This is a genomic window from Ligaoa zhengdingensis, assembly GCF_014384885.1.
GTDB lineage: Bacteria > Bacillota > Clostridia > Oscillospirales > Ruminococcaceae > Ligaoa > Ligaoa zhengdingensis.
Genome location: NZ_JACRST010000005.1, coordinates 127,018 through 145,397, shown reverse-complemented (window position 1 = coordinate 145,397; position 18,380 = coordinate 127,018). Strand labels below are relative to the sequence as shown.

The window sequence follows — 18,380 nt, the reverse complement described above, 5'->3', positions numbered from 1 at the left end:
GAATGCGTGGGATATGAAACCGTTTTCTTTAGTGTAGAGAAGAAACGTAGTTTCTTGAATTGGTATTTATCGCCAAAATTTAAATATTTCTTTTGATCTTTCCGTCGATAATAACATGCAAAGATAGGAAACAAGAGAGACGGACAGGGCCGTTCTCGCAAAGCGCCCCTGTCCGTCTTAAGGAAAAAGGAGGAAACATGAAAAACTGATAGATGGATTTACCAGCCGCGCTGTGAACGGCGCAGCAGAACGACCGCCGCAGCCGCGAGCAGCGCCAGGGGGATTGCAGCAGCAGCCGGGCTGAAGTCCGGTTCGGCCGGGGCCGTGGGCTGCGCGGCTTCCGGCCCGATCGCGATGGGCGCGCCGCTGCATGGCGTTAAGCTCCGCCATCAGCGCGTCGTGTGCCTGCTGAATCTGCGCTGCGGTCGCGTCGGCGTCGAAGATGATCTTGACACAGTCGTCCGGCTCGTACTAGAACGGGTCCCCGGCCGCGAGCAGCACGCTCAACAGTTTCTTATGGATGTTGGGGCGCCTTTTTCTTTCCATACAAATGCCCCTTCTTTGCTATACCGGGGTACAAACCCCCGCTTTCCTCAAAAATTCTTCCACCTCCGAGAGGGCGGGCAGCGATGGCTGAGCCCCGCGCCGCGTGACGGTGAGCGCGCCCACCGCGTTGCAGAAGTGCACCGCCTCCTTGATGCCTGCGCCCTGCGCCATGCGCACCGCCAGCGCGCCCACAAACGAGTCGCCTGCCGCCGTGGTGTCCACCGCCTTCACTGGGAAGGAGGAGGCAAACTGCACCTCGCCGCCGCTGAGGTAGGCCGTCCCACGGGAGCCGAGGGTGATGACGCTCTCAGCGACCCCTTTCTCCTGAAATACCTGCAGCGCCCGGCCGATGCTGTCCTCATCCCGCAGGGGGATGCCGGTGAGCAGCTCGGTCTCGCTCTCGTTGGGCAGGATCACGTCCACCGCCCCAAGCAGCCCGTCGTCCAGCTTTTGCGCCGGAGCCGGGTTCAAAATGGTCTGTACGCCGTTCTGTTTGGCCACCTTCAGGGCCGCTTCCACCGTATCCAGTGGAATTTCAAGCTGGGTCACCAGCACATCCGCCCCCGCGATCAGTTCCACGCACGCTTCGATATCCTCCGGCGTGATGCGATAGTTCGCACCGGAATCTAAGATGATGCAGTTGTCGCCGCGGTTGACGGTGATCACCGCAATGCCGGTGGAAACATCGTCCAACCGCTTGATGTATCTGGTATCCACATGGTTTTCCTGCAGGGTATCGACCAGCTTGTTGCCGAACAAATCGTTTCCCACACAGCCGATCATGGCGACCTGTGCGCCCAGCCGCGCCGCCGCCACCGCCTGATTGGCGCCCTTCCCGCCGGGAACCATTGCGAAATCCTTCCCGATCACCGTCTCCCCCATGCGGGGCAGCGAATCGGTCCGGATCACAAGATCCATATTCAGGCTGCCTACTACAACTATTTTACTTTTCATATCATTACCCGCTTTTCCACCGCTTCCCCGGCCGATAATGGGAGGACTCCCGATCGCCGCGCGACCCGGAGTCCTCACTTTCACACCTGAAACGGTACCTGTGTTGATTTGTCAGCGTGTGTTTGGAAACCCGTGCCCTTGACAGAGATTAGGTTTCAACCCGCCGATTAACCTACGTTATCCGCCGTGACATTGGAGAGCTCCACCATGAACTCGTCGGGGACCTCCTTGCCGTTCAGCACATCCAGCGCGAACTGCACGCCGGTGTAGCCGACGCCCACGGGGTTCTGGTCGACGGTAGAAATCATCTTGCCCTCTTTGATATACTGTTTGGCCTGATCCAGCGCGTCATAAGCTGCAACCAGCACCTTGCCGGTGAGGCCCTTGGCTTCGATCGCCTGCACGGCGCCGAACGCCATCATGTCGTTGGCGCAGAACACGCCGTTCAGGTCCGGGTTGGCCTGCAGGATGTTGGTCATGACGTTGAGCGCTTCCTCGGTCTCCCAATTGGCGGACTGGGAAGCCACGACCTCGATGTCGGGATACTCCGCGAACGCCGCGTTGGAGCCGTTCTTTCTGCCCTCGGCGTTGTCAACGCCCTGGATGCCCTCGATGATGGCGACCTTGCCCTTGCCGCCGAGCTGCTCAGCCAGGTATTTGCCGGCCAGGTAGCCGCCGTCGTAGTTGCTCGCGCCCACGTACGGCACGCTGATGCCGGCCTGGGCCGCCGCGTCGATGTCCACGCGGTTATCGATGTTGATGACCACGATGCCGGCCTCCTGCGCCTTCTTGATGACCGGGACGATCTCCTTGGAGCCGCTGGGCGCGATGCAGATCGCGTCGTACTTCTTGGCGATCATGTCCTCGACAATGGCGATCTGCTGCTCAACCGAGGTCTCCTCCTGAGCAGCCTTGGAATCCAGCTTGATGCCGAACTCGTCCGCCGCCTTCTTGGCGCCCTCTTCAATCGAGATGAAATACGGGTTGGTCAGGGTCTTCATAACCAGGCCGACGGTGATGTCCTTGTTCTCTTTGGGGGCCTCGCTGCTGGGCTCGGCCGCCTGGGAACTGGACGGGGCGGGGGCGGGCGCCGCCGCGCTGGAGGAGGGGGCGGAGTTGTTGCCGCAGCCTCCCAACAGGGCGCCTGCCATGACGGTTGCCAATACCATTGCCGTTACCTTTTTCATGTGAAACATACCTTTTGCTCCTTTCATCTTGTCCGTTATGGTTAATAGCTCCTCGCTATTCAGAGAACCAATTGATGCGCTTATGCCTTGACCGCCTCGGCCACGGCCGCCTTCTTGCGGCGGTGTTCCCCCTTGCGGAACTGGTCGAACAGCACCGCCGCCACGATCACCACGCCGATGATGATCTTTTGCAGGTACTGCGAAACGTCCAGCAGGTTGAGGCCGTTTTTGAGCATACCCATGAGGATTGCGCCCATCAGGGTGCCGCTGATCTTGCCGACGCCGCCCGAAAGGCTGGTGCCGCCGATGATGGCCGCCGCGATGGCGTCCATGTCGTAGCCGTCGCCCGCGATCGGCTGGCCCGCGTTGAGGCGGCCCACCAGCAGGATCGCGCCGATGCCGCAGGTGACGCCCGAAATGGCGTAGGCGAAGAACTCCACCAGCCCGGTGTTGATGCCCGAGAGTCGCACCGCCTCCTTATTGCCGCCGATGGCGTAGAGGTAGCGGCCGAACTTGGTGCGGCCCAGGATAAAGCTAGCGATCATCACCACGACGAGCGCGTAGATCACCTGGATGGGCAGCACGCCCAGCTTCGCGGCCGTGACCGTCTGGTATTCGGGCGGCAACATGTAGATGGTCTGCCCGTTGGTGATAAACAGCGCCAGGCCGCGCGCCACGCTCATCATGCCGAGCGTCACGATGAAGGCCGGCACATGGCCCTTGACCACCACCAGGCCGTTGATCGCACCCATCGCAAAGCCCGAAGCCACGCCCACCAGCAGCGCCAGCGCGATGCGCGCAGGCACCGGGACTGCCTCGATGTGCAGGGTCATGGCGATCAGCACGCAGCTGAACGCCACCATGGAGCCCACCGAAAGGTCGATGCCGCCGGTGATGATGACAAAGGTCATGCCCACCGCGATGACCGTGCCGATGGAGACCTGAAGCAGAATGTTCATCAGGTTTTCCAAGGTGAAGAAATAGGGGCTGGCAAACGACAGAAACACAAACATGACGATGATGACGATGCCGATGCCCAATTGATTGACGACTTTACGAAACACGCTCAATTCCTCCCAACATCAGCGAAAGAATCTCCTCCTGGATGTCCTCCCCGCTGTTCTCAAACTCGCCCATGATCCTGCCCTGGTTCATCACCACAATGCGGTCGCTCACCCGCAGAATCTCGTTCATATCCGACGACACCAGGATGATGCCCTTGCCCTCGGCGGCCAGCCGGTTCATCAGCTTGTAAATTTCGGCGCGCGCGCCCACGTCGATGCCCTTGGTGGGCTCGTCGAAGATCAGCACGTCGCAGTCAGTCATCAGCCACTTGGCGATGACCACCTTCTGCTGATTGCCGCCGGAGAGGTCGCGCACCCGCTTCTGCACCGAGGTGGTCGCCACCGAGAGGCTCTTTGCCAGCTCCTGCGACTGCTCCAGCTCGCGGCGGCGGTTGATGACCGGCCCGCCCGATACCCGCGCTAAGTTGGTGATGGTGATGTTCTTGCTGATTTCCATCATGAGCACCAGGCCCTGGCCCTTGCGGTCCTCGCTGAGGTAGGCGATGCCGTTTTTTACCCCCTGCTTTGGGGAGCGGATTTTGACCGCCTCGCCCCGCACCAGCACCTCGCCGGAGTCCATCCGGTCCGCGCCGTACACAGCGCGCATCAGCTCGGTGCGCCCCGCGCCCACCAGGCCCGCAAAGCCGAGGATCTCCCCCCGGTGGAGCTGGAAGCTCGCGTCCTGCACCGCGCGTCCCGCGGTGATCCGCCGCGCCTCGAGCAGCACCTCCTGGGTGCGGCCATGCGCCGCGCGCGCATTCTCCTCGAGCTCGCGACCCACCATGCAGCGCACCAGCTCGTCGATGGAAACCTCCCCCATCTGGAAGGTGGCGATGTATTGTCCGTCACGCATCACCGTGACGCGGTCCACAATCTCGGCCAGCTCCTGCAGGCGGTGGGATATGTAGATGATTGAAACCCCCTGCGCCTTGAGCTCGCGGATGATGCGGAACAGCTCCTCGGTGTCCTTGTCGGTGATCGACGAGGTCGGTTCGTCCATGATGATGACCTTGCGCTGGTTGATGAGCGACCGCGCGATCTCCACCATCTGCTGTTTGGCGGTGTTGAGGTCCCCCACCAGCGCGTTCGGGTCCACCGTCACGTTCATCTTGGCGAAAATCTCATTGGCCCGGGCGTTCATCGCGCGCCGGTCCACCACCCACGAAACCCCTTTGAGCGTCTCCTCCTCGCCGAGGAACAGATTTTCGGCCACGCTCAGGCCCGGCACCAGGTTCATCTCCTGGTAGATGGTGCTGATGCCCATGCCGCGCGCGTCCTGCGCGCTGCGGATATTGACCTCGCGGCCTTCGATCTTGATCTGGCCGCTGTCCATCTGGTATGCGCCGCTGAGAATTTTAATGAGCGTGGATTTGCCAGCGCCGTTTTCCCCCAGCAGGCAGTGCACCTCGCCGCGCCTGAGCGTGAAGCTCACGTGGTCGAGCGCCTGCACGCCTGGAAACGCCTTGCAAATATCGATCATTTCCACGACTGCCCGATTATCCATTGCTACCCCTCCCGTATGGTTGCCTGTTCTTTGTGGATTCCCGCAGAATCAGCCTCGACTGCATTCTGGGGGAGTAATCCTGCACCGGCTTTCCGGCCAGGATATCGAGGATCAGCCTGGCCACCAGCCTGCCGATTTCGGTGAGCGGCTGCTCGATGGTGGTGAGCGGGGGTTCGGTCAGCTCGCAGATCGAGATATTGTCGAACCCGATCACCTCCACGTCGTCGGGGATGGACAGCCCGTGCTTTTTGAGTGCCTTCATCGCCCCGATGGCCATCACGTCGTTGGCCGCGAACAGCGCGGAGAACGAATCCTTCTCCAGCAGCTCCTCCACCGCGCGTTCGCCGCTGCGGATGGTGTAGTCGCCGGTGTAGATCAAATTGGGGTCGAGCTCGATCCCGTTCTGCCGCAGCGCCGCCAGGTATCCGCTCAGGCGCTCCTTCGAGGTGGAAATGCCCGGAGGGCCCGAGATATAAGCCACCCTGCGGTTCCCGTTTTGAATTAAGAAGTTGGTGGCCAGGAACGCCGCGTATTCGTTGTCCACAAACACCCAGGCGTCCGCGTCCGGGTCGATCGAGCCGCGATCTACGTAGACGCACGGCATATTGTAGCGCTTGAGCATGAATTTGACCTCGCTTGAATCGATCTGCGAGGATGCAAAGATGATGCCGTCCACCCGTTTGGAAATGCAGCTTGAAATCGCCCGCTTTTCCCGCATGATGTCCGCGTCGGTGTTGCACAGGATGATGGTGTACCCCTGCGCGCTCAGCTCCACCTCGATGGATTTGACCAGCGCTGGAAAAAACGGGTTGGTGATATCCGGAATGATGATGCCGATCGTCTTGGTTTTTGACGTTGAAATGCCTCTCGCCAGCAGATTGGGGTTGTATTCAAACTCGTCGATGATCTTTTTGACCTTCTGCCTGGTTTCTTCTCCAACCCCTTTGCGGTCGTTGAGCACCCTGGAAACCGTCGCCTTTGATACATTGGCCAAACAAGCAATGTCTTCAATGGTTACCTTCATTGTCGATTCCCTTCTTTCCAAGAGCTTCTTCATCCCCCCAACGTAACCGTTTTCTTTAGTGTAAAGACGAAACGTTGTTACGTAAATCGAATAAAATACATAAAAAACATATCTTTTTTTATGCGTTTTCATCGAATTGGCAACGAAATGACGAAACCCTACTGAATTGGTATCCCGCACAAATTCTCCTTCTTTTGCCTCCTTTCGCGCCATTTCGGAGCCCTATTCCTCCATGGAAAGCGCGCTCCCCCCTTATGTTCGGGAAGAAACGCCCGTGTTGTCAAAAAAAGCCGGCTTGGTTTCGCCCCGTCCCCAAAAGGGGGCGGGGTTCACCTGCCGGCGCGTGGACCTCCATCTGTGCTTTTGTCCCACGTTGTCAAATCCATGGCGTTGCGGATCAGGCTCCGCCGTGAGCAACCGCTTTGCGTCATGCTGCTGCGATGAATGGTTGATTCGGTTCCCGTTTCCGCTGGTCAGCGGCTGGCTGGCCCAGCTATCCCCCCTTTCCTATTTGCTACAGTGGTCCAAGTCCTATTATAACAAAAAGAAAAGTATTTTGTATTGTTTTGTGGGTATTTTCATAAAATAATTTTTTAATGTTGTTTAATTATATTATAATAGTACACTTTTGATATAAAAAAACGGAGCGCCGCATCCGGCGCTCCATCCGCTATCCTTTTATTTTTTCATGCGATATCCACGATAGGCCCGAGGGCGGCATCCTTCGTGTGTCCCATTTTATTCGGTGTCCAGGTCCTCATCCTGCGCGGGGTTCGCGGGGGTGTCGCCGTCCTCCCTGCCGCTGTCCGCGGAGGAGCCGCCGACAGCGTCGTTCGCCATCTGCTCGAGCAGGTCGAACATCCGCACCCCCTGGCGCTCGAACACCTCCAGGTCGTAGGCGAAGCACTTCGCGTTCGCATAGGCCGGGGTGGTGTTGTAGATGGTGGAGCCCGATACCGCGTCCATGCCGACCGCCTCGTCGAAGAACAGCACCTGCGGCATCAGGTCCACCGCCTTGTCCTCGGGGTAGACCCAGCCGGTGTAGTCGGAGGCGCTGTTTTCAAAGCCCGCCTCTTCCAGCATCCGGCCGGGGAAGGTGTCGCCGGTCGCAAGCGTCAGCGGCATCACCCGCAGGTAAGCCGCCTCGAATGGGCCCGCAGCCTCCACCTGTTCGCGGATTCCCTCCAGGCGGGCGACCTGCTCGTCATACAGCTTTTTGCCCGCCTGCGCGCCGTCGGTATCGCCCCCGAACACACGCCCCAGGTCGCGGTAGAGGGTCTCGAGGCCGTCCAGGTCCTCGGCCAGCGGCAGCACGATCACCGCCGCTCCCCCCTTCTCCAGCTTTTTGCGGTCAGCTGAGGTAAGCGGGGAGACCGCAACCACCACCTGCGGGGACAGCTTTAAAATCTCGTCGGTTTTGGGCGCGTTCACCGTGCCCAAATTGGGCAGCCCGTCCAGCGCTCCGTCCTCATCGGTGCAGAAGTCGCTCACACCCACCAACTTGCCGCCGTAGCCCAGGTCGAACGCCAGCTCGGTGAGCGCGGGCGACAGCGACACCACCGCGTCGGGCGCCTGCTCCACCACGCCGGTGTCAAATTCGGCGGGGAAGTTGCCGTCCCCCGACGCGGACGAACCGTCCTTGTCATCCTCCCCCTTGCCGCAGCCGGGCAGGGCAAAAACCAGCGCCGCCGCCAGCAGCAGCGCGAAACCTCGTTTTATCTTCATCTGGAAACCTCCCTTTGATTTTCCCATTGTACCGCGGGACAAAAATACCTGTCAATGGATAGTGTGTGAATCCTGCTGTTTTTTTGCAGGGGATTTCTGCCGCGCCCCCCCGCCCGCGATTGCAACCGGTTGAAAAAGCGATTATAATAATCTGTATCACATCAATTTGCCGGGGAGGAATGCGCGATGATAACGGCGGCCGAGGCCATGGTCAAATCGTTGGAGCAGGAGGGGGTCGAGGTGGTGTTCGGGTATCCGGGCGCGGCCATCTGCCCGTTTTACGACCGGCTCGCGTCCTCCCCCATCCGCCACATCCTGGTGCGCCAGGAGCAGAACGCCGGCCACGCGGCCAGCGGATACGCCCGCACCGCCCGCAAGCCCGCGGTATGCGTGGCCACCTCCGGCCCCGGGGCCACCAACCTCATCACCGCCCTGGCCACCGCATATATGGATTCCATCCCGCTGGTGGCGATCACCGGGCAGGTGTCGAGCGAGCTGCTCGGGCGCGACGTATTCCAGGAGGTGGACATCACCGGTTCAGCCGAACCGTTCACCAAGCACAGCTATCTGGTGAAAAACGCTGCCGACCTGCCCCGCATCCTGCGGGAGGCATTTTACATCGCGGGCACCGGCCGCCAGGGCCCGGTGCTGGTGGACGTGCCCATCGACATCCAGAACACCCCCATCGAGTTTTGCTACCCCGACGCGGTGTCCATCCGGGGGTACAAGCCCAGCAGCAAGGGCAACCTCAACCAGCTCCGGCGGGTGCTGGCCGCCATGCACGAATCCCACCGCCCGGTGATCTGCGCAGGCGGCGGGGTGCTGGGCGCAAACGCCGAGCCCCAAGTGCGCGCGCTGGCCGAGGCGTGCAGCATCCCCGTGGTATCCACCATGATGGGCCTGGGCGCGATGCCCACCGGGCACCCGCTCTATTTCGGGATGCTGGGGATGTACGGCTGCCGCACCGCCAACGCCGCGATTGCGGAATCCGACCTGCTGATTCTGGTTGGCGCGCGGGTGGGCGACCGCGCCATGCAGAGCCCCGGCGTCCTTCAGCGGCGCACACGGGTAATTCACATCGACATCGACCCGGCCGAGATCGGCAAGAATATGGAGACCAACATCCCCCTGGTGGGGGACGCGCGCCTGGTGCTGGAACAGATTTTGGAGCACCGCCCCGCGCTGGATACCGCCGGCTGGCTGGACGCGCTGCGCGCCTGGCAGCGGGAGGAGCGCGCGGCCGCCCCGAGGGCCTGCGGCCCGGCGGCGGGCGGCTGCACGGTCGATCCCAACCGGCTGGTGGCCCGCCTGTCCGCCCGCATGGAGGACGACGGCGTGTACGTCTCAGACGTGGGGCAGAACCAGATTTGGTCGGCGCGCGGGGTGAACCTGCGCACCGGCCGGTTCATCACCACCGGCGGCATGGGCACGATGGGGTACGCGCTGCCCGCGGCGATCGGGGCCAAGCTGGCCGCCCCACAGAGACAGGTTGTGGCAGTCTGCGGGGACGGCGCACTGCAAATGTCCATGATGGAGCTGGGCACGCTGGTGCAGCACAACATCGCGGTGAAGCTGGTGGTGCTGTGCAACCGGCGGCTGGGCATGGTGCGCGAGGTGCAGGATAACCAATACAGCCGCCGCATCGCCGTGGACCTGGGCGTCCTGCCGGACTTTTGCAAAATTGCGGCCGCTTACAACATCCCCAGCGCCGCGCTGTGCGACGAGGCCGGGCTGGATGCGGCGCTGGACGCGCTGCTGGGCGGGGACGGCCCGTTCCTGTTGCAGGTGGCGGTCGACCCGGACGAGCCGTCGCTGAAAGGAGGCTATCAGCCATGAAACACACCCTGTCTGTCCTGGTGGAAAACCATTCCGGCGTGCTCTCACGCATCTCTGGATTGTTTGCCCGCCGGGGTTTTAACATCGACTCCCTCGCCGTGGGCGTCACCGAGGATAAAAGCATCTCCCGTATGACCATTGTGGTGAACGGCGACGACTACATTGTGGAGCAGCTCGAAAAGCAGCTGAACAAGCTCATCGACGTGATCCGGGTGCGCTCGATGGAGCCCGGCGACATCATCACCCGCGAGCTCATGCTCATCAAGGTGAGCGTAAACAGCGCCACCCGCAGCGAGATCATCGATATCGTCAAAATCACCGGCGCGCGCATTGTGGACCTTTCCAAGACCACCCTCACCATCGAGATTTCCGACACCCCCGACCGCCTGGTGCTGCTGGAAGACCTGCTGCGGCCCTACGGCATCAAGGAGGAGATGCGCACCGGCACCATCGCGTTGCAAAAGGGACTTTCCACCATATAGCGGGGCGGCCACCGGCACCGCGTTTTATGTTTTGCCGTGTGGCAACCTGGAGTTGCCTGTGGGCGCCGCCAAATGAATCGCTTTTATTTAAAAAAGGGCATAAAAAATAAACATTAAATATAAAAATTCTCAGACGGCGGGCGCAGCCTAAAAGCAATAAAAATCATTTAAAATATCAATAGGAAAGTAAAAATGAAAGGGGCCGATTGCTTGCAAAATTTCACCTACGACTTTTACAAACAGAGCGCCGACTACCTGCTGGCGCGCATCCCGGAACCGCCCGAGATCGCGCTGGTGCTCGGCTCGGGGCTGGGCCCGCTGGCCGGCGAACTGGAAAATCCCATTGTAATCGATTACCGCGATATTCCCAACTTTTTGGCGTCCACAGTGGAAAGCCACGCGGGCAAGCTGATCTTCGGCCGCCTATCGGGTAAGCGGGTGGTGTGCATGGCCGGGCGTTTCCATTACTACGAGGGCTACGAGTTCGAGCAGCTCGCCGCGCCCGTCCGGGTGCTGCGGCTGTTGGGGGCGCACACCGTCATCCTCACCAACGCGGCGGGCGCGGTGAACACCGCCTACCGGGTGGGGGACATCATGGTGATCCGCGACCAGATCAAGCTGATGGGCGCTTCCCCGATGCGCGGGGCCAATCTGCCCGAATTTGGGGAGCGCTTTTTCGACGTGACCCGCATGTACACCCCGGAGCTGCGCGCGCTGGCGCTGGATTGCGCCAAGCGGCTGGGCCAGGAGTACCGGATGCAGGAAGGGGTCTACTTTTATATGCCCGGGCCGCAGTTCGAGACCCCCGCTGAAATCCGGGCGATCCGGCTGCTGGGGGGCGACGCGGTGGGGATGTCCACCGTGACCGAGGCGCTCACCGCGGCCCACTGCGGGATGCGGGTGCTGGGCCTCTCGCTGATGACCAACATGGCGGCCGGGGTGCTGCCCCAGCCGCTCTCGGACGCGGAGGTGACCGAGGCGGCGGCGGGCGCGGCCGGCCGGTTCCAGGCCCTGCTGCGCGAAATCATCCAACAAATGTGATTGTGAGGGAAACGACATGCTTCTGCGCGATATTTCCGTTGTGGACGAAAACTATGAGGTGCGCGAGCACCAAAACATCATCACCGAGGGCGACGCCATCGCCTACATCGGGCCGGAACTGCCCGCGGATTACCGCGGCGAAAGCTACGACGGCCGGAACAAGGCGGCGATGCCCGGCTTTTTCAACGCCCACTGCCACGTGCCCATGACCCTGATCCGGGGATACGGCGAGGGCCTGCCGCTCGACCGGTGGCTCAACGAGCGGATGTTCCCGTTTGAGGCGCTGCTCACCGCAGACGACATGTACTGGGGCGCGCTGCTGGGCATCGCGGAGCTGCTGCAAAGCGGTGCGGTGTCGTTCACCGACATGTATATGGAGATGGACGGCATCTGCCGCGCGGTGGAGCAGAGCGGCATCAAGGCCAACTTGAGCCACGGCACCTCGGCCTTTTCGCCGGAGGCGCATTTCACCGACACCAACGGCTACAAGGGCCTTGCCTACCTGATGGAGTACCAAAAGACGGCCGCGAACGACCGCATCATCGGCGAGGCGTCGATCCACGCGGAATACACCTGCACCGACACGGTGGCGCGCGAGGTAGCGGACTTTGCGCGGGCGCACGGGCTGCGCATCCACACCCACCTTTCCGAGACGCGCAAGGAGCACGAGGAGTGCAAGGCGCGCCGCGGCGGCCTCACCCCGGCGGCCTGGATGGAGCGCCTCGGGGTGTTCGACGCGCCCGTCACCGCGGCCCACTGCATCTGGGTGGAGGACGCGGACATCGAAATTCTGGCGCGGCACGGGGCGACGGCGGTCACCTGCCCGTCGAGCAACCTCAAGCTGGGCAGCGGCATCGCGCCGGTGAAAAAGCTGCTGGACGCGGGGGTGCGGGTGGCCATCGGCACCGACGGCGCGGCCAGCAACAACAACCTCAACTGCATCGAGGAGGTCAACCTCGCGTCGATCCTGCAAAAGGGCGCGACCGGCGACCCGCTGTTTCTCGGCCCCCGCGACACTTTGGAGCTCGCCTGCCGCGCGGGCGCGCTGGCCCAGGGCCGCACGGGCTGCGGCTGCCTCAAGGCGGGGAACCGCGCCGACCTGGTGGTGTACGACCTGGACAAGCCCCATCTCCAGCCGGTGTACGACCTGCTCTCCAACCTGCTGTACTCCGCGCAGGCCGGCGACGTGGCCCTCACCATGGTGGACGGCCGGGTGGTCTACCGCGACGGGGAGTTCCCCACCATCGACCTCGAACAGGCCATCTGGAACGCGGGCCGCATCCGCGACGAAAAACTCGCGCGGCTGGCGGCCAACTGCTAGAATCTGTCTTAAAACCCCATCGGCTGTCCATTTCTGCTGGAAAAGGCGGCTGCGGTATCAAAAGCACTTGCCAGGCGTCGGCCCGACCACGTGCTTTTCCCCTTTCACATGCCCTTTTTCAGCAAAATTCCCGGCACAATGCCGGTTCCAAAACAGACTCTAAGGAGGAATCGCCATGAACCGCGCGGACCACGACCTCGCGTTTTTGCTGCGCTATGAAAACATCGCCTGGTACGAGGACGGCAGGGTGCGCATCCTCGACCGGCGCATCTACCCCATCCGCACCGAATTTGTCACCTGCACCCGCCACGAGGAGGTCGCCCAGGCGATCGCCGACATGGTGACACAGAGCGGCGGGCCGTACACCGCGGCCGCCATGGGCATGGCGCTGGCCGCCCACGAGTGCCGCGGCCGCCCTGAGGCACAGCAGCTCGCCTATCTGGAGCGCGCGGCGCACACCCTGTCGCACGCGCGGCCCACCACGGTGGCCAAGATGGCGGTGTGCACCCAAAGCTGCCTGGACGCTGCGCGCGCCGCGCTGGCCGCGGGGGCGAGCGACGCGACCGATGCGGTGTTCACCCGCGCGCTGGAGGATGTGAACCGCAAATATGAGCGGATCGAGCGGACGGGGGCCTACCTGGCGGCGCAGTTCCCCGACGGCGGCACGGTGATGACCCAGTGCTTCGGCGAGACAGTGATCGGCATGATGCTGCGCGCCTGCCGCGCCCAGAACAAGCAGGTGCGGTTCCTCTGCCCCGAGACGCGGCCGTTCTTCCAGGGGGCGCGGCTCACCGCAAGCTGCATCTGCGACATGGGCTTCGATGTGACCGTCATCACCGACAACATGCCCGCCTATGCGATGGGCCAAAAGAAGGTGGACGTGTTCACCTCGGCCGCGGACGTGATCACCATGGACGGCCATGTGGTCAACAAGGTGGGCACCTTCCAAATCGCGCTGGCCGCGCAGTACTGGGGCGTGCCCTACTTTGTCACCGGCACCCCCAACCGCGCCCACCCCACCGCCGACACCGTCACTATCGAGGAGCGCGACCCCCTGCTGGCGATGGACTCCCTCGGGGTGCGCACCACCATGGAGGGGGTCAAGGGCTACTACCCCGCCTTCGACGTCACCCCGCCCAAGCTGTGCAGCGGCGTGGTCACCGACCGCGGCATCTTCAGCCCCTACGACCTTGCCTCGTATTTCAGCGGCGGCGCGGAGGAATGCGCGCCGTAACGCACAGGATATCAAAATAGCCCCGGGCGCACATCAAATGCGTCCGGGGCCTTTTTTCCATTTGTTTAGTTCTGATTGGCGCGGCGCTCCTCGCCGAACAGCTCCTCGGCGATTTCGTCGGGGATGAGCACAAAGGCCATGGTCTGCTCCACACGGCCCACGCAGATGGCGTCCGCCCCGTTCACCTTGGTGAAGGTGGGGTTCTCGATCGGCTGGCCGTTCACCGTCATGTCGCTGATGGTGCGGGCCCAGCGGTAAAAATGGGCCTCGCTGCCGTCGGGATAGGTGGTCTTGCCGCCGAAGCGCTCCACTGTGATGTCCGCCTTGACCTCAGCGCCGGCTGTGGTCTTCCAGATATATTGCATCTTGTTTTCCTCCCTGTGATAGATGTTGTGTGGAAAATTGCCGCCGGGGATTCTACCCGCGGCAGAACCGGCCCGCCACCGGCGGCCCGGTTGCGCCCGCCCCTCGCCTTCGGCTCGGGTGGGCTTGCTGCCTGTTCGAATCCCGTGGTTCAAGCCAAAAAGAACCGCTCAGGCAAAGGCCTGAGCGGTTCTTTTTGGTGAGCCACCGGGGATTCGAACCCCGGACCCTTTGATTAAAAGTCAAATGCTCTGCCAACTGAGCTAGTGGCTCATATGCATTTTTCAGGAACTTAATTATTATACCAGCAAATATGCTGTTTGTCAATCAATTCCTGACAATTTTCCGCTTGTTTCTTGCGGGAAAAGACGTTATCATAGAGAAAAGGCAGGTGAACCCCGTGAGTCAATCCCTCGATACCCCCATCCGATACCTCAAAGGGGTGGGCGAAAAGCGCGCCGCGCTCTATCAAAAACTGGGCGTATCCACCATCGGCGACCTCATCCGCTACTACCCCCGCGCCTACATCGACCTATCCCAGCCGCAAGCGGTCGCCGACGCGCCCTACGACCGGCCCTGCGCCGTGGTGGCGACGGTTATTTCCAAATCGGGGGAACAGCGCATCCGGCGGGGCCTGTCGCTCTTTAAGGTGAAGGCGACCGACGGCGCGTCCGACTTTATCATAACCTTTTTTAACGCCAAATATACGGTGGAGGCTCTTTTGCCCGACACCCCATATATCTTTTACGGCCGGATGGGCGGCAAGCTCACCCGGCGCGAGATGTCCGCCCCGATGGTGCTGCCCTTTGACCCTTCGCGCGGCTTTCTGGCGGTTTATCCGCTGACGGCCGGGCTGACCAACCGCTCGATTGCGGCGGGCGTAGCCCAGGCGCTGGAGCTGGTGCAGGGCAGCGTGGAGGACCCGCTGCCCGACGCGCTGCGCCGCAGGCTGGGCCTCTGCCACAGCGTTTACGCGCTGGAAAACATCCACCGGCCGGCGGACGGCCACGCCCTGGGGCTGGCCCGGCGGCGGCTGATCTTTGAAGAGCTGTTTGTGCTCAACCTGGCGATGGCGTCGATCCGCACCGGCAATCGGGGCCGCAGCGGCGCGCCCATGCGCGCAACAGCGTTCGACAGCTTTTATGGCTCCCTGCCGTTCGAGCCGACCGGCGCCCAGCGCCGGGTGATTGCGGAATGCGCCGCCGACCTGTGCGCCGCCGCGCCGATGAACCGGCTGGTGCAGGGGGACGTGGGCTGCGGCAAGACGCTGGTGGGCGCGGCCTGCGCCTGGTTTGCGATCCAGAACGGTTACCAATGCGCGATGATGGCGCCGACCGAAATCCTGGCGGAGCAACACCGGCGCACCCTCTCCTCCCTGCTGGAGCCGCTGGGGGTGCGGGTCGGGCTGCTCACTGGATCGATGAAGGCGGCGGAAAAGCGCGCCGTCCGCCAATCGCTCGCCGCGGGCGAGATCGATCTGATCGTCGGCACCCACGCGCTCATCCAGGACGGGGTGGAATTCGCCAAGCTGGGGCTGGTCATCACCGACGAGCAACACCGGTTCGGCGTGGGACAGCGCATGGCGCTGCAACAGAAGGGGGAAAATCCCCATGTGCTGGTCATGAGCGCAACCCCCATCCCGCGCACCCTGGCGCTGATTATCTACGGCGACCTGGACGTATCGGTGATCGACGAGCTGCCGCGCGGCCGCCAGCCGGTGCACACCTATGTGATCGACCCGCCCAAGCGCCGCCGCGCCTACGGCTTTTTGCGCCGGTATCTCGACGAGGGGCGGCAGGGGTATGTGGTGTGCCCGCTGGTGGAGCAAGGGGAGCTCGACCTGGGGCTAGAATCGGCCGCGGAGTACGCCGCGCGCCTATCCGCCCAGGAGTTCGCCCACTATCGGGTGGGCCTGCTGCACGGCAAGATGAAGCCGGCCGAAAAGGAAAAGGTGATGCGCGCCTTCTCCCAGGGGGAAATCCAGCTGCTGGTGGCCACCACGGTGATCGAGGTGGGGGTGGACGTGCCCAACGCCACCGTGATGCTGATTGAAAACGCCGAGCGGTTCGGCCTGAGCCAACTGCACCAGCTGCGCGGGCGGATCGGCCGGGGCGGGGGCGAGAGCTTCTGCATCCTGGTGACCGACCGCGACCTCGAGCGGCTGGCGGTGATCCGCGGCACCACCGACGGGTTTCGCATCTCGGAGGAGGACCTGCGCCTGCGCGGGCCGGGCGACTTCTTCGGAAGCCGCCAGCACGGCCTGCCGCAGCTCAAAATTGCGGATATGCTGACCGACGTATCGCTGCTGCGCGAGGCGCAGGACGCGGCGGCCGAGCTGCTCGCCCGCGACCCCAAGCTCACCCGGCCCGAACACGCAGCGCTGCGCGCCCAGGTTGAGGCGATGATCTCGAATGCGGAGGTGTAGCCGATGAAACTTTCCGATCCGGTGATCCCGGAGCAGCTCTTCCCCAACGTGGACCTGATGGCCGCGGCGCTGGTGGCCGTGCGGGAGGAGGAGCCGGTGGCCGGGCAGGCGTTCCGCGGCTGCGCGGTGGACGGCCTGCGCACCGAAAAGCTGGAGCTGCGCGGCTGCCGTTTGGAGGGCTGCCGCCTGACGGGCAGCGCCCTGCGGCGCGCGTCGCTGACCGACGTGGTGCTGACGCGGTGCGACCTTTCCAACCTCGACCTGAGCGACAGCTCGTTCGAGCGGGTGCGCTTTGAGCACTGCAAGCTGCTGGGGGCAAATTTTGCGGACTGCGCCCTGACGGACACCCGGTTCGACGGGTGCACAGCGCGGTTCGCGCGGTTTTACCAGACGCTGTTCCGCAGCGCGGTGTTCGAGCGGTGCGACCTGTCCTCCTGCTCCATCCAGGAGGCGGCGCTGCGCGCGGTGCGCCTGGACGAATGCAGGCTGAACGGGGCGGAGCTGCTGCACACCCCGCTCAAGGGGATCGACCTGACCACCTGCGAGATCGACGGGATGGCGGTGGCGATCGAGGACCTCAAGGGCCTAATCGTGACGCCGGTGCAGGCCTGCGGCCTCGCAGCGCTGATGGGCCTGGTGATCCGGTGACGAGCGCCGCGCCAATAGAGCAAAACGGGGCCCCTCCGCCTTTTGGTGGAGGGGCCCCGTCTGATTCAGGCCTTACCGGCCGCTTTTTCCGCCATCCGCCCAGGGGCGGGCACGGCTCTTTACTCCTGCACGAACAGGTCGATCTCTTTTGCGCACTTGGCACAGACCAACGAGTGGTTGGTCAGCTCGATGAGGTCATCCTCCGACCTGCACAGCCAACAACTGCGGCTCTTCTTTTGCAGGATGATGCGGTCGCCCTCGCGGCTCACTGCGAACGTATCCCCTTCGCGCATGTGGAGCGCATCGCGCAGGCTGTGCGGCAGCACCACACGGCCCAATTCGTCCATTTTTCTAGAATATACATCCATTTGTATCTCCGCCTTTCCTTTTTAAGGCCCAATGGGCCTGTTTTACAGCCCTGACGGTCGGCGGCGCGGAGCGGGGAGAGTTGGAAGGAAGCCCGCCCCGCGGCCTACCGCGAGGACATAAAAAGAGCCGCTGTACGGGATTACTCCCATACAGCGGCCCTGGAAAGGTGTCCAGAGTACGCACGCAAACCAGCCTGACATACATGATTTTCACAGCCCCTTGACGAATCACCATTAGGGGATAATGGATAAATTATGACTTTACTTCGATGTGAAAATCGAGTATAATCAGAAAGCAAGGTGCGGTGTAAACCGTTGTATGCGGAGCTGCCACTCCCATGCAGGACTCAGGGGCCCCAACCCCTGGGTCTGCCTTGCGATTTCTTTCTATGTCGGTTTCTATTATAGGGTAAATTTAGGGAAAAATCAAGGGGTTTTGGCGAAGATTGGCGGAGAAATTTCCGCCCAGGGACGCCCCTGGGGGCGACGCCGAGGAAAACACTTGTTGAGGCGTGGGCGCGGGGGCCGAAGCTGTAAGGCCGGGTGCGAACCCCGCCGGGCAGCGCCCGGAGGCGATGCCGAGGAAAACACTTGTTGAGGCGTGGGGCGCGGGGGCCGAAGCTGTAAGGCCGGGTGCGAACCCCGCCGGGCAGCGCCC

General features: G+C 62.5%; 15 protein-coding genes and 1 tRNA gene. 7 read left to right on the top strand and 9 right to left on the bottom strand.

The window, feature by feature from the left end; translation table 11 throughout:
• Positions 1-564 precede the first annotated feature (564 nt).
• The 6 genes from rbsK to H8711_RS05745 form a co-directional block, all read right to left on the bottom strand.
• Positions 565-1,500, bottom strand: coding sequence for a ribokinase (rbsK, locus tag H8711_RS05770; protein WP_283245858.1), 936 nt, complete (start codon positions 1,498-1,500; stop codon positions 565-567).
• Between the two features lie 167 nt (positions 1,501-1,667).
• Complete coding sequence (locus H8711_RS05765) at positions 1,668-2,696, bottom strand: sugar ABC transporter substrate-binding protein (protein WP_249282515.1); 1,029 nt, start codon at positions 2,694-2,696, stop codon at positions 1,668-1,670.
• 71 nt (positions 2,697-2,767) lie between these two features.
• Complete coding sequence (locus tag H8711_RS05760) at positions 2,768-3,751, bottom strand: ABC transporter permease (RefSeq protein WP_249282514.1); 984 nt, start codon at positions 3,749-3,751, stop codon at positions 2,768-2,770.
• Positions 3,741-5,255, bottom strand: coding sequence for a sugar ABC transporter ATP-binding protein (locus tag H8711_RS05755; RefSeq protein ID WP_249282513.1), 1,515 nt, complete (start codon positions 5,253-5,255; stop codon positions 3,741-3,743). The genes H8711_RS05760 and H8711_RS05755 overlap by 11 nt, the downstream gene beginning before the upstream one ends.
• Positions 5,248-6,279, bottom strand: coding sequence for a LacI family DNA-binding transcriptional regulator (locus H8711_RS05750; protein ID WP_249282512.1), 1,032 nt, complete (start codon positions 6,277-6,279; stop codon positions 5,248-5,250). Before H8711_RS05750 ends, H8711_RS05755 begins: the two co-directional genes overlap by 8 nt.
• Before the next feature lie 738 nt (positions 6,280-7,017).
• Positions 7,018-8,004 (bottom strand): ABC transporter substrate-binding protein, encoded by a 987-nt coding sequence (locus tag H8711_RS05745; protein WP_249282511.1) that lies wholly within the window; start codon positions 8,002-8,004, stop codon positions 7,018-7,020.
• A 186-nt stretch (positions 8,005-8,190) separates the two neighbouring features.
• On the opposite strand from H8711_RS05745, the gene ilvB reads away from it, so the two are divergent.
• The 5 genes from ilvB to H8711_RS05720 all read left to right on the top strand — a co-directional run bounded on the left by ilvB (position 8,191) and on the right by H8711_RS05720 (position 13,918).
• Positions 8,191-9,840, top strand: coding sequence for a biosynthetic-type acetolactate synthase large subunit (gene ilvB / locus H8711_RS05740; protein WP_249282510.1), 1,650 nt, complete (start codon positions 8,191-8,193; stop codon positions 9,838-9,840).
• Positions 9,837-10,322, top strand: a complete 486-nt coding sequence (gene ilvN / locus H8711_RS05735; protein WP_249282509.1) for an acetolactate synthase small subunit — start codon at positions 9,837-9,839, stop codon at positions 10,320-10,322. The genes ilvB and ilvN overlap by 4 nt, the downstream gene beginning before the upstream one ends.
• A 210-nt stretch (positions 10,323-10,532) precedes the next feature.
• Positions 10,533-11,363 carry a purine-nucleoside phosphorylase gene (locus tag H8711_RS05730; RefSeq protein ID WP_249282508.1) on the top strand — a complete coding sequence of 277 codons (831 nt, stop codon included), beginning with the start codon at positions 10,533-10,535 and terminating at the stop codon, positions 11,361-11,363.
• A 16-nt stretch (positions 11,364-11,379) separates the two neighbouring features.
• On the top strand, positions 11,380-12,684 hold the full coding sequence (locus H8711_RS05725; protein WP_249282507.1) for an amidohydrolase family protein: 1,305 nt from the start codon (positions 11,380-11,382) through the stop codon (positions 12,682-12,684).
• Between the two features lie 175 nt (positions 12,685-12,859).
• On the top strand, positions 12,860-13,918 hold the full coding sequence (locus tag H8711_RS05720) for a s-methyl-5-thioribose-1-phosphate isomerase (protein WP_249282506.1): 1,059 nt from the start codon (positions 12,860-12,862) through the stop codon (positions 13,916-13,918).
• 65 nt (positions 13,919-13,983) lie between these two features.
• Here the strand turns inward: H8711_RS05720 and H8711_RS05715 are convergent, their stop codons facing one another.
• Together H8711_RS05715 and H8711_RS05710 are read right to left on the bottom strand one after the other, a co-directional pair.
• Positions 13,984-14,283: a hypothetical protein gene (locus H8711_RS05715; RefSeq protein ID WP_249282505.1), complete on the bottom strand. Its 300-nt coding sequence runs from the start codon at positions 14,281-14,283 to the stop codon at positions 13,984-13,986.
• Positions 14,284-14,478: 195 nt separating this feature from the next.
• A tRNA-Lys gene (locus H8711_RS05710) sits at positions 14,479-14,554 on the bottom strand.
• Positions 14,555-14,681: 127 nt separating this feature from the next.
• Between H8711_RS05710 and recG the strand changes: the two genes are divergently transcribed.
• Entirely contained in the window at positions 14,682-16,706 is a 2,025-nt protein-coding gene (gene recG / locus H8711_RS05705; protein WP_249282504.1) for an ATP-dependent DNA helicase RecG, read from the top strand.
• Between the two features lie 3 nt (positions 16,707-16,709).
• Positions 16,710-17,354, top strand: coding sequence for a pentapeptide repeat-containing protein (locus H8711_RS05700; RefSeq protein ID WP_249282503.1), 645 nt, complete (start codon positions 16,710-16,712; stop codon positions 17,352-17,354).
• A gap of 119 nt (positions 17,355-17,473) precedes the next feature.
• On the opposite strand, the gene H8711_RS05695 is transcribed toward H8711_RS05700, so the two are convergent.
• Positions 17,474-17,722: an AbrB/MazE/SpoVT family DNA-binding domain-containing protein gene (locus tag H8711_RS05695; RefSeq protein WP_249282502.1), complete on the bottom strand. Its 249-nt coding sequence runs from the start codon at positions 17,720-17,722 to the stop codon at positions 17,474-17,476.
• Positions 17,723-18,380 lie beyond the last annotated feature (658 nt).

Excerpts from the sequence above, each read along its gene's own strand:
- rbsK (WP_283245858.1), bottom strand. The coding sequence starts at position 1,500 with ATGAAAAGTAAAATAGTTGTAGTAGGCAGCCTGAATATGGATCTTGTG.
- H8711_RS05765 (WP_249282515.1), bottom strand. The coding sequence starts at position 2,696 with ATGTTTCACATGAAAAAGGTAACGGCAATGGTATTGGCAACCGTCATG.
- H8711_RS05755 (WP_249282513.1), bottom strand. The coding sequence starts at position 5,255 with ATGGATAATCGGGCAGTCGTGGAAATGATCGATATTTGCAAGGCGTTT.
- H8711_RS05750 (WP_249282512.1), bottom strand. The coding sequence starts at position 6,279 with ATGAAGGTAACCATTGAAGACATTGCTTGTTTGGCCAATGTATCAAAG.
- H8711_RS05745 (WP_249282511.1), bottom strand. The coding sequence starts at position 8,004 with ATGAAGATAAAACGAGGTTTCGCGCTGCTGCTGGCGGCGGCGCTGGTT.
- ilvB (WP_249282510.1), top strand. The coding sequence starts at position 8,191 with ATGATAACGGCGGCCGAGGCCATGGTCAAATCGTTGGAGCAGGAGGGG.
- ilvN (WP_249282509.1), top strand. The coding sequence starts at position 9,837 with ATGAAACACACCCTGTCTGTCCTGGTGGAAAACCATTCCGGCGTGCTC.
- H8711_RS05725 (WP_249282507.1), top strand. The coding sequence starts at position 11,380 with ATGCTTCTGCGCGATATTTCCGTTGTGGACGAAAACTATGAGGTGCGC.
- H8711_RS05720 (WP_249282506.1), top strand. The coding sequence starts at position 12,860 with ATGAACCGCGCGGACCACGACCTCGCGTTTTTGCTGCGCTATGAAAAC.
- H8711_RS05715 (WP_249282505.1), bottom strand. The coding sequence starts at position 14,283 with ATGCAATATATCTGGAAGACCACAGCCGGCGCTGAGGTCAAGGCGGAC.
- H8711_RS05700 (WP_249282503.1), top strand. The coding sequence starts at position 16,710 with ATGAAACTTTCCGATCCGGTGATCCCGGAGCAGCTCTTCCCCAACGTG.
- H8711_RS05695 (WP_249282502.1), bottom strand. The coding sequence starts at position 17,722 with ATGGATGTATATTCTAGAAAAATGGACGAATTGGGCCGTGTGGTGCTG.